Source organism: Nocardioides abyssi (genome assembly GCF_030412915.1).
GTDB lineage: Bacteria > Actinomycetota > Actinomycetes > Propionibacteriales > Nocardioidaceae > Nocardioides > Nocardioides abyssi.
In genome coordinates, this window is the sequence record NZ_JAUHJR010000003.1 from 346,307 (window position 1) to 362,063 (window position 15,757).

At 73.6% G+C, this 15,757-nt stretch carries 15 protein-coding genes; 1 reads left to right on the forward strand and 14 read right to left on the reverse strand.

Features of this window, described 5'->3' with window-relative positions; all coding sequences use genetic code 11:
- Positions 1-43: 43 nt before the first annotated feature.
- Positions 44-514, reverse strand: a complete 471-nt coding sequence (locus QWY29_RS10595) for a hypothetical protein (RefSeq protein ID WP_300960714.1) — start codon at positions 512-514, stop codon at positions 44-46.
- A gap of 122 nt (positions 515-636) precedes the next feature.
- Here QWY29_RS10595 and QWY29_RS10600 point away from each other — a divergent pair, with 122 nt between their 5' ends.
- Positions 637-1,374, forward strand: coding sequence for a response regulator (locus tag QWY29_RS10600; protein ID WP_300960716.1), 738 nt, complete (start codon positions 637-639; stop codon positions 1,372-1,374).
- 1 nt (position 1,375) lies between these two features.
- Here the strand turns inward: QWY29_RS10600 and QWY29_RS10605 are convergent, their stop codons facing one another.
- The 13 genes from QWY29_RS10605 to QWY29_RS10665 all read right to left on the reverse strand — a co-directional run bounded on the left by QWY29_RS10605 (position 1,376) and on the right by QWY29_RS10665 (position 15,634).
- Positions 1,376-1,741, reverse strand: coding sequence for a hypothetical protein (locus QWY29_RS10605; RefSeq protein WP_300960718.1), 366 nt, complete (start codon positions 1,739-1,741; stop codon positions 1,376-1,378).
- Positions 1,738-2,421: a signal peptidase I gene (locus QWY29_RS10610; RefSeq protein ID WP_300960719.1), complete on the reverse strand. Its 684-nt coding sequence runs from the start codon at positions 2,419-2,421 to the stop codon at positions 1,738-1,740. Before QWY29_RS10610 ends, QWY29_RS10605 begins: the two co-directional genes overlap by 4 nt.
- A gap of 46 nt (positions 2,422-2,467) precedes the next feature.
- Positions 2,468-3,088 (reverse strand): TasA family protein, encoded by a 621-nt coding sequence (locus tag QWY29_RS10615; protein ID WP_300960720.1) that lies wholly within the window; start codon positions 3,086-3,088, stop codon positions 2,468-2,470.
- A gap of 181 nt (positions 3,089-3,269) precedes the next feature.
- A complete protein-coding gene (locus tag QWY29_RS10620) occupies positions 3,270-4,733 on the reverse strand; it encodes a PepSY-associated TM helix domain-containing protein (RefSeq protein ID WP_300960721.1) in 1,464 nt (487 codons plus the stop codon).
- Between the two features lie 122 nt (positions 4,734-4,855).
- Positions 4,856-5,551 carry a hypothetical protein gene (locus QWY29_RS10625; protein WP_300960723.1) on the reverse strand — a complete coding sequence of 232 codons (696 nt, stop codon included), beginning with the start codon at positions 5,549-5,551 and terminating at the stop codon, positions 4,856-4,858.
- Between the two features lie 38 nt (positions 5,552-5,589).
- Positions 5,590-6,375, reverse strand: a complete 786-nt coding sequence (locus tag QWY29_RS10630) for an isocitrate lyase/PEP mutase family protein (protein ID WP_300960724.1) — start codon at positions 6,373-6,375, stop codon at positions 5,590-5,592.
- Positions 6,376-6,393: 18 nt separating this feature from the next.
- Positions 6,394-9,381, reverse strand: a complete 2,988-nt coding sequence (locus QWY29_RS10635; RefSeq protein WP_300960725.1) for a bifunctional [glutamine synthetase] adenylyltransferase/[glutamine synthetase]-adenylyl-L-tyrosine phosphorylase — start codon at positions 9,379-9,381, stop codon at positions 6,394-6,396.
- Entirely contained in the window at positions 9,378-10,124 is a 747-nt protein-coding gene (locus tag QWY29_RS10640; protein WP_300960727.1) for a type 1 glutamine amidotransferase, read from the reverse strand. The genes QWY29_RS10635 and QWY29_RS10640 overlap by 4 nt, the downstream gene beginning before the upstream one ends.
- Positions 10,121-10,534, reverse strand: coding sequence for a hypothetical protein (locus QWY29_RS10645; protein ID WP_300960729.1), 414 nt, complete (start codon positions 10,532-10,534; stop codon positions 10,121-10,123). The genes QWY29_RS10640 and QWY29_RS10645 overlap by 4 nt, the downstream gene beginning before the upstream one ends.
- A 5-nt stretch (positions 10,535-10,539) precedes the next feature.
- Positions 10,540-11,877, reverse strand: a complete 1,338-nt coding sequence (gene glnA / locus QWY29_RS10650; RefSeq protein ID WP_300960730.1) for a type I glutamate--ammonia ligase — start codon at positions 11,875-11,877, stop codon at positions 10,540-10,542.
- Between the two features lie 21 nt (positions 11,878-11,898).
- Complete coding sequence (locus QWY29_RS10655) at positions 11,899-12,534, reverse strand: hypothetical protein (RefSeq protein ID WP_300960732.1); 636 nt, start codon at positions 12,532-12,534, stop codon at positions 11,899-11,901.
- 184 nt (positions 12,535-12,718) lie between these two features.
- On the reverse strand, positions 12,719-13,393 hold the full coding sequence (locus QWY29_RS10660; RefSeq protein WP_300960733.1) for a TasA family protein: 675 nt from the start codon (positions 13,391-13,393) through the stop codon (positions 12,719-12,721).
- Positions 13,394-13,564: 171 nt separating this feature from the next.
- Positions 13,565-15,634: an NAD(+) synthase gene (locus tag QWY29_RS10665; protein WP_300960734.1), complete on the reverse strand. Its 2,070-nt coding sequence runs from the start codon at positions 15,632-15,634 to the stop codon at positions 13,565-13,567.
- Positions 15,635-15,757: the final 123 nt, after the last annotated feature.

Genomic DNA, 15,757 nt, shown 5'->3' on the forward strand with positions numbered 1-15,757 from the left:
TGCGTCCCGGCGGGCCGTTGGTCGAGACCACCGGCGCGTCGGCTCAGAACGGGGTGCTGCCCTCGTTCGCGGACGGGCAGCTCACGTCGCGGGTCAGGGACTTCGACCAGGCTCGGCCGTAGTGCGCGGTGACCGTCACCTGGAACCCGAGCCGGCTGAAGAGGGCGTAGGGGGCGTCGACCTGCACGGACCCCGTGCGGCCCGCGAGGGCGGACGACGCGGTCGGGCCGTCCCCGCTGATCGTCACGGAGTACGTCGTGCCCGGCAGCTGGCCGGCGTCGGACAGCCCGTTGATCGACGCGCGCACGACCGTCCGGCCGGCGAGCAGCTGGCGGTCGCACGCCAGGGACCCGGCGAAGGCGGTCACGGGCGCCATCTCCTGCACCTTGACCGACGTGCCGGGCGTCCGCACCTGCCCGCTGAAGACGGCCTGGGCGACCTGCGGGACGGCCAGGAAGCACAGCACGGCGAGCACGAGCGACACGGCGCGACGCCAGGTGTCGGTGCTGGTCATGGGTGCTCTCCTGTCCTGGGGGACGGTCGTGCGGTGGCTGTTGCCTGAAGTCTGCCGACACGGCCTCAAGGGGCTCGGCCCGGAACCTCAAGAAATCCGCAAGGTCTGGCAGACTCGACGACGTGGACGGTTCGGGTTCGGGTCAGGAGCGCACGGCGTTGGTCGTCGAGGACGACGAGGACATCCGCTCGCTCATCGAGTTCACCCTCCAGACGCAGGGGTTCGACGTCACGGCGGTCGAGTCCGGGCTGGCGGGGGTCGAGGCGGTCCACTCACTCGACCCCGACCTGATCACCCTCGACCTGGGGCTCCCGGGCATCGACGGGATCGAGACCTGCCGGCGCATCCGCGAGACCAGCGACGCCTACATCGTGATGATCACGGCGCGCGACGACGAGATCGACCGGCTCATCGGCCTGGAGACCGGCGCGGACGACTTCCTGTCCAAGCCGTTCAGCGTCCGCGAGCTCAAGGCCCGCGTCAACGCCCTCTTCCGCCGCCCCCGGCGCGGGCCGGCGCTGTCGGTGGTGCCGACCAGCTCCGGCGAGCCGGACCACGAGGTGCTCCAGCACGGGCCGCTCAAGGTCGACGTCGACGGGCGCCGGGCGTTCCGCGGCGAGGACGAGCTCTCGCTCACCCGCACCGAGTTCGACCTGTTGACCGAGCTGATGCGCACGCCGGCGCGGGTCTGGACCCGCGAGGCGCTGCTGCGCTCGGTCTGGGGCACCGACTGGGCCACCGACACCCACCTCGTCGAGGTTCACGTGGGCAACCTGCGCCGCAAGCTCGGCGAGACCCGCGAGGGCCCGAAGTTCGTGCGGACGGTGCGCGGCGTGGGCTACCGGATGGAGTCGCTGTAGCTCAGCCGGCGCGGTACGCCGCGAGGTAGTCCGACAGCTCGAGCGCCGCGCGGTCGGCAGCCGCCGCGAGCGCGGCCGCCTGGCGACGCGCGGTGACGACGTCGCGGCAGCGCACGTGCTGCTCCACCGCGAGCGCCAGGCCGGCGAGCTCGCTGGTCCCGACGGTGATCGAGGAGACCTTCAGGCTCAGCACGGCGTCCATCGCGGCGACGAGGTCGCCGTCGAGCAGGGCGTCGAGGACGCGACCCACGCGTCGCTCGAGCATCGCGCAGTAGCGCTGGGCGAAGGAGACCGCGAACTCGCAGTCCTGGACGTCGGACCCGAGGCGGCTGAGCGCCTCGCGGTCGAGCACGGCCGTCCCGCTCATGCCTGGTCCCCCTCGTCGGCGTCGGTGTCGTCCTCGTCCGAGGACCAGATGAGGGACATGCCCAGAAGAATGGCACCTCCGAGCGCGACCCACAGCACGCCGTCCTGGACCAGCGGCGAGCGCAGGGTCCGGATCACGGTGCCGAGCTTCGGGACGACGGCCTGCATCTCCCAGACCGTGTCGCCCTCGAGGGTGGCGACCCACGGGTCGGCGTTCTCGTTGTTGTCGCCCTTGGTGCGGATGGCGGTGGTGCCGTCGTCGTTCGTGATGACCTCGACGACCCGGTGGGTCTCGACCCGGTGGTCCTCGACGGGGATGTGGTAGCTGATCACGTCACCGACGGCGACCTCGGAGGCGGGCTCGGGCGTGGTGACGACGACGTCGCCGGGCATGATCCCCGGTTCCATGCTGCCGGTGAGCATCGTGGCGGTGCGGTAGCCGAGCACGTGCGGGCCGATCGCCAGGAAGGCGAAGCCCAGGGCGCCGACGAGCAGCACCAGGGTGGTGACCAGGCCGACCACCCGGCGGGCCCAGCGGCGAGCGGGGCGCTCGCCGCGCGGCTGGCGCGGGGCCGGCGCCTCCACCAGGGCAGGAGCCGGCCGGCGCACGAGGTGGCGCTTGGGCTGCTCGACGCGGTGGCGACCGACGACGGTGGCGGCCTGCGGTGCGACGGTGCTCACGACCGGACTCCTGGGGGCTGGTGGGGGTGGTGGACGGCTGGTGGGGTCAGCGGGACTGCGCGTCGCGCTGGGTGGCGTCGAAGGTGAACTTCACGCTGTCGGCGGCCTTCTGGAAGTCGTTGTCGGCGGCCTCGGGCAGGGCCAGGGTGACGCGGAGGTGCGAGCTGCCGGCGGTGTTGAGGGCGTCCAGGTTGGCCGTGCCGAGGTCGGCGAGCGAGCCGATGACCGGCGCGGAGGCGAGCACGGTGACCGGGGCGGTCGCACAGGTCAGCGCCTTGGACTCGCCGGTCTTGACCCACGGGGTCGCGCACTGGTCGACGGTCATCTGCAGGCCGAGCGCGGTGTCGGTCGTGAGCTTCGAGCCGGTGCCGACGGTGGTCAGCGTGACCTTGCCGAACGTCTCGGTGGCCGAATCGCGGGTCAGGGTCATCGTCCGCTCGACGGTGTCACCGGGGACCAGGCCGGCGGCGGCGATCGTCGAGCCCTGGACGCCCTCGGCGAGGCCGATCGCGATGCGGCCGTTGCTGACCTCCTGGGTCGCGGCGGTCGAGGACGTGAAGGCACCGAACGTGCCGAGACCGGCGACGGAGGCGGCGCCGGCGACGAGGGCGACGGAGGCGACGACCTTGGCGGCGGTCTTGCGGCTGTTGCGGTTCGAGGTGCGCATCGGGGGGAGCCTTTCGAGGAGTTCTGGGGAGGGCCTCCGCCGGTGGTCCCGGCTGGTCGTTGCCCTGATGACGAGAACTCTGCCGCCGGGAGATCAAGGCTCCCGCCGGTGCAACCCGGAGGTTTCCTCAAGGCCTGCGCAACGTCGGCCGGGCCCGTCCGGGGCCCGGCCGACGCCCCACTCAGGCCCGGGCCGGGCGGTCGAACCAGCCGGCCAGCGCGGGCACCCGGCGCAGGACCAGCTGGTCGAGCAGCAGCGCCGCCAGCAGCGTGATGCCGAAGAACGGGAGCAGCACGCCCAGGACGAGGATCCCCACCGTCAGCGCCGGCGTCGCGCGCAGGGGCATCCGTCCGCGTGGCGCCCCGATCGACGAGCGGCCCCGCGGCCGGCGGCGCCACCACATCAGCGGGCCGGTCACGCACGAGACGACCACGCCCAGGCACAGCAGCGCCGCGCCCCAGAACGACCACAGCCCCAGGCTGCGCCCCTCGTGCAGCCCGATGCCGTGGGCGACCACCTTGGCCAGCGCGGGGTAGTCGTCGTACCCGTAGGTGTCGACCACCTCGCCGCCGTACCGGTCCACGTGCACCGTGCGCTCGTCCGTCGGCGCGTCGAAGGCGTAGCCGATGACGGAGAACACCCCGTCGTCGGTGCTCGGCAGCGCGATCGTGAACGGTCGGCGCAGCCCCTCGCGCTCGGCGACGACGACCGCGGTGTCGACGTTGGCGACGCTCACCTCGCCGTCGGCGCCCGGCTCCGGCACCTCCGAGCGCGGGACCTCGGACTTGTGCTGGGCCCACGGCACGTCGGGCAGGTGGCTGTGCGGGAGGGACTCGTCGAGCGTCGAGACCGGGTCGGAGATCGCGCCGTGGTCGGTGCTCCACAGCGACGACCCCTGCGCGGTGGCCAGCTCCTGGACCTTCGCGCCCCAGAAGCCGGTCCACGGCAGGCCCGAGACGAGCAGGGTGAGCAGCCCGACGCCGACGACCGCGCCGACCGCCCCGTGCCGGCTGCGCAACCGTGCCCCCGGGCGGCCGGAGCGGGCCAGCCGCCGCCGGGCTCGGCGGCCGCGGAGGAACAGGTAGTAGCCGGTGATCGCCATGACGATCGCCCAGCAGGCGCCGAGCTCCATCACCATGTCGCCGACCCGGCCCGACATCAGGTCCGCGTGCAGCCGCACGGCGGTGCCGGACAGCGTCGTGTCGGGGTCCATCGAGCCCAGCACCCGCACCGCGAAGGGGTCGACGTAGACGTCGCGCCCCTCGCCGTCGGGCAGCACCACGGAGAAGACCGTGCTGCGCCCGTCCTCGCGCGGCTCGGCCAGCGAGACGACCTCGACGTCCGGGTACGCCGCCCGGACGGCGGCGAGCTGGGCGGAGTAGGGCTGCGCGACCTGCTGGGTGGCGGTCGGCTCGGCCTTCATCAGGTCGGGGTGCAGCAGCGGCTCGAGCTGGAACCGGAAGAGGTAGATCAGCCCGGTGACGGCAAGCACCAGCAGCACCGGGACGACGACGAAGGAGGCGAAGAAGTGCCAGCGCCAGACGGCGCGGAACAGGCCGCTGCCGGACGGTCGGCGGGACGGGCCGCCGGTCCTGCCCGGCGGCTGGGCATCGGAGGCGCGCTCGGGCGCGCGGAGGTCGGTCATGCAGGGTCTCTCCTCGAGACGGCGTGCGCGGGCGCCGGTGGGGCGCCAGACGGGCGCGCGCACGCAGGGGTCGACGGGCCGCCGACGGTGGCGGTCCGCTGTGGACGAGGTGTGGGGCCGGGTCAGGCCGCGAGGAGAGGCGGGCCGCGGCGTACGACGCAGCGCGCGAGGAGGTGGGTGGTGCGTGGGAGCGGCTCGTCGGCACGGACCGGGGCCGTGACCGTCACCGGCACGCGAATCGTGCGGAGCGCGGCGAGCGCGAGCAGGGACGGCCGCAGGAAGGCGGTCGAGGCGAGCGCGACGAGCGTCCACAGCGACCGCTCCCCCACCGCCAGCCAGAGCCCGACGAGGACGGCGGCCACGAGGTGGACCGCCATCATCGGCGCGTGGGCGGTCAGGTCGGAGACGAGGTGGCCGACCGGCAGCGTCGGCGCGGCCGCGTGTCCGCCGGTCTCGTAGGCCTGCTGCAGGGAACCGACCCGCCGACCGTCGACGACCGGCAGCGCGCCGCCGCCGGTGGCCGGGAGCGGGGTGGCTGCGCCCGGTTTGTCGCCCACGTGGCCGCCGGTCGCGGTCAGGACGGCGTGGACGCCGGCCTGGCCGAGCACGAGCAGCACGACCATCCGCAGCGTCGAGGCCGGCCGGGCCAGCAGCGACGCGGAGACGACCGCGCCCACGACGATGAGCAGCGCCAGCACGCCGGGCCCGGGCAGCAGCCCGTCCGCGGTGACGTGGCCGGCCGCGCCGAGGAAGACCGCCAGCGCCGTGACCACGAGCGCGCGTGCCCACAGCACCACGGGGTCGATCCGACGCTCCACGCGCGAGATCATCCCACGCGGCCGCGAGGCGTGCCCCGTCAGTTCAGGCGGCGGGTGTCCTCGGGGGCGGTGCCGCCGCGGTGGACCTCCTCGACCATCTGCTGGAGCGCGGTGAGGGCGACGTTCTGGGAGACCGGGCCGAAGCTGACCCGGGCGACGCCGAGCTCCTCGAGCCGGGCGAGCGGGACGTGGCCGGGCAGGCCGATGAGGGTCAGCCGCTGCGGGCCGAGGGCGTCGACCAGGTGCGCGACGTCGTCCTCGGAGAGGAAGCCCGGCACGAAGACGACCGGGGCACCGGCGTCGAGGAACGCGCGGCACCGCTCGGTCCCGTCTGCGAGCACCTCGCCGTGGTCGCGGTCGCCCGCCTGGAGGAAGACGTCGGTGCGGGCGTTGAGCATGAAGTCGCCGACGCCGGCCTGCTCGGCGACCCGCATGACGTCCTCGACCTGGCGGGCGGCCTCGGCGAGGGGCTTGACCTGGTCCTCGAGGTTCGCGCCGACGACGCCGATGTCGATCGCGCGGCGGATCGTGCCGGCCGCGTCGCCGTACCCGCCCTCGAGGTCGGCGGTGACGGGCAGCTCGGTCGCGCGGACGATGCGCCCGACCATGTCGAGCATCTCCGCGAGCGGGATGTTCTCCCCGTCCTCGTGGCCGAGGGTCGCGGCGATCGAGTGGCTGGCGGTGGCCAGGGCCCGGGTGCCGGGCACGTCGGTGACGACCTTCGCGCTGATCGCGTCCCAGACGTTGACGACGGTGAGCAGCTCAGGGGCCTGGTGGAGGCGCAGCAGCTCGGTGGCCTTGCGCGCGGTCTCGGGTGCGGTCATGGCTGCTCGATACCCGGCTCAGCCCCAGAAGACGCGATCGACCACGGCCGTGGCCAGCCGGGTGTGCCGCAGGTGGTCGTTGACCATCGCCTCGGTCTCGCCGGAGGGGTAGCCGAGGATGCTCGCCACCGCCGCCCGCTCGCGCGCGTCGCGGGGCAGCTGGTCCGAGGGGGTGCCGCGCACCAGCGTGACCGCGTTGCGGGTGCGGCTGACGTGGCGCCAGGTCTGCTGGAGCACCTCCGCGTCGGCGGGCTCGACGAGCCCGGCGTCGCGGGCGGCGTCGAGCGCCGTCATCGTCCGGGTCGTCCGCAGCCCGTCGACCTCGTGGGCGTGGCGCATCTGGAGCAGCTGCACGGTCCACTCGACGTCGGCCAGCCCGCCGCGCCCGAGCTTGAGGTGCATCTGGGGGTCGGCGCCCCGGGGCAGCCGTTCGCGGTCCACGCGCGCCTTGATCCGGCGCACCTCGAGCACGTCGTCGTCGGAGATGCCGCCCTCGGGGAAGCGCAGCGGGTCGACGAGCTCCTCGAAGCGACGGCGCAGGTCGAGGTCGCCCACGACCGCGTCGGCACGCAGGAGCGCCTGGGCCTCCCATACCTTCGACCACTTCGCGTAGTACGCCGCGTAGGAGCCGATCGTGCGCACGAGCGGCCCCTGCTTGCCCTCCGGGCGCAGGTCGGCGTCGACCGCGAGCGGCGGGTCGCCGCCGGGGAGGCCGAGCAGGCGGCGCAGCTCGTTGGCGACCGCCTGGGCGTACGACGACGCCCGCTGCGGGTCGGCGCCCGGCTCCGGCTCGTGCACGAAGAGCACGTCGGCGTCGGAGCCGTAGGACAGCTCGAAGCCGCCGTACCGCCCCATCGCCACGACCGCGATCCGGGTCGGCGCCTCGTCGAGACCCCGCTGCCGGCAGACCTCCCGGCCCACGACGTGGAGGGTCGCCTCGAGGGTGGCGTCGGTGAGCCGGCTCAGCGCGGCACCGACCGTGTCGACCGGGATCAGCCCGACCAGGTCGCCGGCGGCGATGCGGAAGAGCTCGCGGCGGCGGATCGACCGGACCGCGCGGACGGCCTTCTCGACGTCCTGCTGGCGGCCGGCGGACGCGCACATCTCCTCCACCAGCGCCTCGGCGCCGAGCGGGGTGAGGTCCTCGCCGAGCATCCGCACGCCCTGCGGCTCGCGCTCGAGCAGGCTGGTGGCGTAGCGCGAGCGCGACAGCACCTGGGCGAGCCGCTCGGCGACCTGGCCCTCGTCGCGCAGCGTCTTGAGGTACCACGGGCTGTCGCCGAGCGCCTCGCTGATCCGCCGGAAGCCGAAGAGCCCCCCGTCGGGGTCGGGCCCGTCGGCGAACCACTGGAGCATCACCGGCAGCAGCGCGCGCTGGATGTTGGCGCTGCGGGAGACGCCGGTCGTGAGCGCCTCGAGGTGGCGCAGCGCGGCCTTCGCATCGAGGTAGCCGAGCGCGGCGAGCCGCTCCCCCGCCGCCTCGGTCGAGAGCCGGGTCCCGGGGCCGGGGATCGCGGCGACCGCCTCGAGCAGCGGGCGGTAGAAGATCTTCTCGTGCAGCCGCCGCACCTCGCGGCGGTGGTGCTGCCACTCCTTGTCCAGCGCCGCGGCGGAGTCGCGCAGGTAGCCGACGCTGCGCCCGAGCCGGCGCATCGCCTCCTCCTCGTCGGGCACGACGTGGGTGCGGCGCAGCTGGAAGAGCTGGATGCGGTGCTCGAGGGTGCGCAGGAAGGCGTACGCCTCGTGCAGCGCCTCGCCGTCCTCGCGACCGACGTAGCCCCCGCGGGTCAGCTGGGCGAGCGCGCTGAGCGTGGCGGTGCCACGGATCGACTCGTCGCCGCGGCCGTGGACCAGCTGCAGCAGCTGCACGGCGAACTCCACGTCGCGCAGCCCGCCCGAGCCGAGCTTGAGCTGGCGGTCGGCCTCGCGGGCGGGGATGTGCTCGACGACCCGGCGGCGCATTGCGCGGGTGTCGGCGACGAACCCCTCGCGCTCGGCCGCGCTCCACACCAGCGGCGCGGCCATCTCGACGTACGCCGCGCCGAGCGCCTTGTCACCGGCGACCGGGCGCGCCTTGAGCAGCGCCTGGAACTCCCACGTCTTGGCCCACCGCTCGTAGTAGCCGCGGTGGCTGGCGAGCGTGCGGGTGAGCGGACCGGCCTTGCCCTCGGGGCGCAGGGCGGCGTCGACGGGCCAGATCGTGCCCTCGCCGGTGTGGTCGGAGCAGACCTGCATCATGTTGCCGGCCAGCTGGGTCGCCGCCCGGAGCGCCGCGTGGTCGTCGGCGCCCTCGGCCGGCTCGTGGACGAAGACGACGTCGACGTCGGAGACGTAGTTGAGCTCGTGCCCGCCGCACTTGCCCATCGCGACGACCGCCAGCCGCGCGAGCGAGGCCTGCTCCCCCACCCGCTGCCGGGCGACGGCGAGCGCCGCCTCGAGCGTGCCGGCCGCGAGGTCGCTGAGCTCGGCGGCGGTGTCGTCGACGCCGAGGGCGTGGGCGAGGTCGCGGGCGGCGAGGCGCAGCAGCAGCCGGCGGTACTCCACGCGCAGCGCGTCGAGCGCCTCGGCGTCGGGCAGGGTCGCGACCGGCTCGGCGGCCGCGGGGTCCGCGCCGACGCTGGCCAGCAGCTCCGCACGCAGGGCGTACGCCGCCGGGCGGGTCGAGCCGAGCGTCGGGTCGGTGAGCTCGCGCCAGTGGGTCGGGTGCCGGACGAGGTGGTCGCCGAGGGCGGCCGACGCGCCGAGCACGCTCAGCAGCCGCATCGCGGTGCCCTCGTCGTCGGCGAGCGCCTCGAGCATCGCCCCCGGCCCGTCGGCGCCGTCGTCGAGCGCCTCGGCGAGCCGCACCAGCCTGCCGAGCGCGAGGTCGGGGTCGGCGGTGCGGGCCAGCAGGTGCAGCAGCTCCTCGGCGACCGGCCCCAGCGCGCGCAGGTGCTCGACGGCGGCCTCGCTGTCGAGGAAGCCCAGCCGCAGCAGGGCACCCTTCGAGGTCGCCGTCCGGTTCACCGGTCCCCGGCTCCCGGCCGCGCGGCCGCCAGCTCGGCGAACCGCTGCGCGAGCGGCCGCCAGGCCGCCTCCAGCTCGGCGCGGGCGCCGGCGATGTCGGCGAGCAGCCGGTCCTGGTCGATGCCGCGCGCCTCGTGGGAGCCACGGTCGTCCTCCGCCCACGGGCGCAGCACCTCGGCGGTGACCTCGGGGTGCAGCTGCAGCCCCCAGGCGGCCGGGGCGAGGCGCGCGGCCTGCACGCAGCCGTCCTCGGTGCGGGCCAGCACCACCGCGTCGTCGGGGACGGTCGTGACGACGTCGTTGTTCCAGTGCACGCCCCGCCGCGCGCCGCCGACCAGTCCACCGACGAGCGGGTCGTCCGCGGCCGCGCCCGTCCAGCCGACGTCGAGCAGGCCGAGCTGCTGGCCCTCCGGGTTCGCATCGACCGCGCCGCCGAGCGCGGTCGCCACGAGCTGGTGCCCCAGGCAGATGCCGAGGGTGGGCACGCCGGCGTCGACCGCCTCGCGCACGAGGTCCATGGTCGGCGCCAGCCACGCGTGCCGCCCGGTGTCGCGCACGCCCATCGGCCCGCCGAGCACCAGCAGGGCGTCGTGCTGCGCCGGGTCGAGCCGCTCGGGCAGCTGCCCGGCGGCGTACGGACGGACGACGTCGAGGGTGCAGCCGGCGTCGGCCAGCCAGTCGCCGACGAGCGCGGGCGGGCAGTCGCGGTCGTGCTCGACGACGAGCACCCGGGGGCCGGTCACCGGCGGTAGCCCTTCGGCACGCCCGGCCGGGTGTCCAGCGCCGGGTCGTCGGCGATGAGCGCGAGGAAGACCACGCTGAGCCCCACGACGATCGTCACGAAGCCGAGCTGGCCCAGCAGCACCGAGACCGGGATGAGCACGACGCCGACGGCGACGCACCACCGCTTGGCCTCGACGGTCCGCGACGGGAGCGCCCGCAGCGCGAAGGTCGTCACGCCCAGGACGACGACGGCGGCGGCGGTGAGCGAGACGGCGTACGTCAGCGCGCCGCTGTCGTCGGGCAGCACACCCACCAGGATCCACACCGCGAGCGCGGCCACGACCACGCCGAGCCCGAGCGCGACGTAGAGCGCCATCCGCAGGCGGCGCGTGCGGTCCTGGCTGTAGACGACCGTCCCCTCCGTGGCCACGGCGATCAGAGCACCGGCAGCATGCGGTCCCGCTCGAAGGCGGAGACCTGGCCGCGGTACTCGTCCCACTCCGCGCGCTTGTTGCGGAGGAAGTAGTCGAAGACCTGCTCGCCGAGGGTCTCGGCCAGCAGCTCTGAGCTCTCGGCGATGGTGATCGCCTCGTTGAGGTTCTTCGGGAGCGGCTCGATGCCCAGCGCGGTGCGCTCGCGCTCGGTCAGCGACCACACGTCGTCCTCGGCCTCGCGGGGCAGCTCGTACTCCTCCTCGATGCCCTTCATGCCGGCGGCGAGCACCGCGGCGAAGGCGAGGTAGGGGTTGCAGGCCGCGTCGATCGTGCGCAGCTCGACACGGGTCGACTGGCCCTTGTTGGGCTTGTACATCGGCACGCGGACCATCGCCGAGCGGTTGTTGTGGCCCCAGCAGATGTAGGACGGCGCCTCGCCGCCGAACATCATCCGCTTGTAGGAGTTGACCCACTGGTTGGTGACGACGCTGATCTCGCGGGCGTGGTGCAGGACGCCGGCGATGAACTGCCGGCCGGTGCGCGAGAGCTGGTACTGCGCGCCCGGCTCGTAGAAGGCGTTCTGGTCGCCCTCGAAGAGCGAGACGTGGGTGTGCATGCCCGACCCGGGGTGGGTGGTGAACGGCTTGGGCATGAACGTCGCCCAGATCCCCTGGCCCAGCGCGACCTCGCGGATGACGGTGCGGAAGGTCATGATGTTGTCGGCGGTGGTCAGCGCGTCGGCGTACCGCAGGTCGATCTCCTGCTGGCCCGGACCAGCCTCGTGGTGGCTGAACTCCACCGAGATGCCCATCGACTCCAGCATCGTGATCGCCTCGCGGCGGAAGTCGGCGCCCTTGGACTGCGCGGTGTGGTCGAAGTAGCCGCTGCGGTCGACCGGCACCGGCTCCTCGCCCGCCTCGGGGGCGTTCTTGAACAGGTAGAACTCGATCTCGGGGTGGGTGTAGAAGGTGAACCCGCGGTCGGCCGCCTTGCTCAGCGTGCGCTTGAGGACGTGGCGGGGATCGGCGTACGACGGCGAGCCGTCGGGCATCTCGATGTCGCAGAACATCCGCGCCGTCGAGGGGCCCTCGCCGCGCCACGGGAGGATCTGGAAGGTCGACGGGTCCGGCTTGGCCAGCATGTCGGCCTCGTAGACCCGGGCGAAGCCCTCGATGGCCGAGCCGTCGAAGCCGATCCCCTCGGCGAAGGCTCCCTCGAGCTCGGCCGGCGCCACGGCCACGGACTTCAAGAAGCCGAGCACGTCGGTGAACCAGAGGCGGACGAAACGGACGTCACGCTCCTCGAGACTGCGGAGAACGAAGTCTTCCTGCTTGCCCATGGCGCCAGCCTAGGGCCACGGTCAGCCGTGGCAGATGTCGGCGTCCTGGGTGCCCAGCACGCCGCCGTACGCCCGACGCATCGGGTCGTGCCAGTCCTGCGTGACGCGGGTGAAGGCGAGGGTGCCCGGCACCTTCTTCTTCACGCCGTCGACCATGACCTTGCGGACGACCACCTTGGTGCGGACCTCGTCGCTGCGGGTGCCGGCCCAGCACGAGCTCGCGACGCCTGCCTTGCGCGCCTGCTTGAAGCTCACCCGGTCGCCGACGGCCTTGCCGCGGTAGCGCTGCACGACCGAGGTGACGTAGCCGGTCTGGCCCTCCCACGGGGTCTCGATCGTCATCGACATGCCCCAGGTGCGGCGCGGCGCGACCATGAACCGGACCTCACCGTCCTCGACCTGCTTGGCCTTGGACTGCCACACGACCGGCTGGTCCGCGCCCTCCGGCAGCCGGACGTTGGCCAGCCGGATCGTGCAGCCCTCGCAGTCGGGGACCTCGTAGGCCAGCGTGGTCAGGTCGGGCAGCGCGGTGCTCGTGCTGCCGGGGGTGGCCGGGGCGCTCGTGGGGGCGGCGGCGGTGGCCGGCGTGCCCGCCGCGACCGCGCCCGAGAGCGCCAGGGACGCTGCGGCGATCGCCGCCGCGGTGCGGAACGTCATCGTTCTTCCTGCTTCCTGCTCGACGCCGGGACTCCGTGTCCCGGTCTGCGAGGAGGTGACGCCTGGGCGGGGTGCCCGGTTGCACGGGTGCGGCGGCTTTCTCGTCCGGACGTGCCACGAGCGGCCGCCGGGATCGCCGGCGACCGCTCGGGGTCAGGGGGTGGAGCCGCTCGCTCCTGTTGGGTCAGCGGTTCTCGTTGGCGCGCTGCGTGGCGTCGAAGACGAGGTTGATGGTGTTGGCGACGCCCTGGAACTTGTTGTCGGCGGCCTCGGGGAACTTCAGCGTGACGCGGAGGTTGGAGACCTTGGTGTCGTTGAGGGTGGTGGTCGCCTGGGCCAGGGCGAGGTTGGCGCCGATGACCGGGCGGGGAGCGAGGACCGGGGTGGTGGTGCCCTTGCAGGTCAGGGCGCCGTTGGTCTTGGTCGCGTCCATCTTGACCCACGCGGTGGAGCACTGGTCGACGCTGATCTGCAGGCCGTTGGTGGTGTCGGTCGACAGCAGGTTGCTGGTGGCCGCGGTGGTCGTCAGCGAGACGGTGCCGAACTTCTCGTCGTTGGCGCCGCGGGTCAGCACGACGTCGCGCTCGACGGTGTCGCCGGGGACCAGGCCCGCCGCGGCGATGCTCGGACCCTGGGTAGCGGTGCCCTGGCCGAGGACGAGGGTGCCGGCCGCGACCGACTCGGTGGCCGAGGTGGTCGAGGTGAACGCACCGAACGTGCCGAGGCCGGCGACCGACGCGGCGCCGGCGACCAGCGCGACCGAGGCGACGAGCTTGACGGCGGTCTTGCGGTTCTTGCGGCCGGCCTTGGTGTTCTTGACGGCCTTGCGGGACTTCGGGGCGGCGGTGGGGTTCGTCATCGGGGGGGGGAGCCTTTCGCGAGGGGGCCGCCGGTCTCTCCGACGCCTGTGCTGCTGATGACCTGAACTCTGCCGAGCCCGGATCAAGGCACCCCCCGGCTCATCCCCGACGTTCCCTCAAGAGGTCCGCAAGTCCCCTGAGACACCGCGCCACGGCGTACTCGCCCCGGCTCACCCCTCCGGGACGTGCGCCTCGATCTCGGCCAGCCACGCGGCGGCCGACGCGTCCGACGGCATCCGCCAGTCCCCGCGCGGCGACATGGTGCCGCCGGCGGAGACCTTCGGGCCGTTGGGCAGCGCGGAGCGCTTGAACTGGCTGGCGAAGAACCGCTGGACGAACAGCACGAGCCAGCGGCGCACCTCGGCGAGGTCGTACTCCGCGCGACGGTGGTCGGGGAAGTTCGGGGGCCACTCCCCCTCCTCCTTGTCGTGCCAGGCGTGCCAGGCCATGAAGGCGATCTTCGAGGGCGGCATGCCGTAGCGCAGCACGTGGAAGAGCGTGAAGTCCTGCAGCGCGTATGGCCCGACGCTGTCCTCGGTGCGCTGAGGCAGCTTGTCCTCGCGGGTGGGGATCAGCTCGGGGGTGATCTCCTGCTCGAGGATCTCCTGGAGCACCTCGTTGGTGTCGTCCTCGAACTGACCGCTGCTGATGACCCAGCGGATGAGGTGCTGCACGAGCGTCTTCGGGACGCCGGAGTTCACCGTGTAGTGCGACATCTGGTCGCCGACGCCGTAGGTGCACCAGCCGAGCGCGAGCTCGGAGAGGTCGCCGGTGCCCAGGACGATGCCGCCGCGGTGGTTGGCGAGCCGGAAGAGGTAGTCGGTGCGCAGGCCGGCCTGGACGTTCTCGAAGGTGATGTCGAAGACCTCCTCCCCCTGCGCGTAGGGGTGGCCGAGGTCCTCGAGCATCTGCGAGGCGGCCGCGGTGATGTCGATCTCCTCGAAGGTCACGCCGAGCGACTGCGAGAGCCGCGTGGCGTAGGACTTCGTGGTGTCCCCGGTCGCGAAGCCCGGCAGCGTGAAGGCGTGGATGTCGCTGCGCGGGCGGCCCAGCCGGTCCATCGCGCGCGCCGCGACGATCAGCGCGTGGGTGGAGTCGAGGCCACCGGAGACGCCGATGACGACCTTCGGCTGACCAATGGACTCCAGGCGCCGCTCGAGGCCGGAGACCTGGATGTTGTAGGCCTCGTAGCAGTCCTGGGCGAGCCGCTCGGCGTCGTCGGGCACGAACGGGTAGCGGTCGACCTTGCGCCGCAGCCCGATGTCGTCGGCCGGCGGGTCGAGCTCGAACTCGACCGTGCGGAAGTCGGCGTACGACGCGTGCGAGCGTCGGTTGTCGTCGAAGGTCCCGGTGCGCAGCCGCTCGAGGCGGCTGCGGTCGAGGTCGGTGTCGACGACCGTGCGGCGCGGCCCGTCGGGGAACCGCTCGGTCTCGCCCAGCAGCTCGCCGTGCTCGTAGACCATCGTCTGGCCGTCCCACGACAGGTCGGTGGTCGACTCGCCCTGGCCGGCCGCCGCATAGACGTACGTCGCCAGGCAGCGTGACGAGGCCGACCGGGCCAGCAGCTTGCGGTCCTCGGCGCGGCCGACCGTGATCGGGCTGCCCGAGAGGTTGGCCAGCACCGTCGCGCCGGCCAGCGCGGCCTCGGCGCTGGGCGGGATCGGCACCCACATGTCCTCGCACACCTCGACGTGGAGGACCAGCCCGCGCACGTCGGTCGCGGCGAAGAGCAGGTCGTTGCCCAGCGGCACCTCCTGGCCGGCGACGACGGTGGTGCCGCCGAGGTCGTCCCCGGGGGCGAACCAGCGGCGCTCGTAGAACTCGCGGTAGTTCGGCAGGTAGGACTTCGGCGCGACGCCGAGCACGCGACCGCGGTGGATGACGACCGCGGTGTTGAGCACGCGGTTGCCGTGGGCGAGCGGGGCGCCGACGACGACGACCGGCAGCAGCTCCTCGGAGGCCGCCACCAGCTCGGCCAGCGCGTCCTCGACGGCGTCGAGCAGGACGTCCTGGAGGAAGAGGTCCTCCGCGGAGTACCCGCTCAGGCACAGCTCGGGGAAGACCGCGACCGCGACGCCCTCCTCCGAGCAGGCGCGCGCCTGCTCCAGGACGGTCCGTGCGTTGGCCGCGGGGTCCCCGAGCGCGACCGGCATCGTGCAGGCCGCGACGCGCGCGAACCCGTGGGCGTAGGCGGAGTAGAAGTCCACACCGGCGAGTTTCCCAGGTCGGCCGCTCGGCATGCCTCGGCCGCCACCTCCCGGCCCACCTCCCGGCCCAGATCCCGGCCCAGGTCCCGGTCCAGGTCCCGGCCCAGGTCCCGCCTCACGTCCCGGCGATGAGTCCCGCGCTCCCGCCGGGTCGGA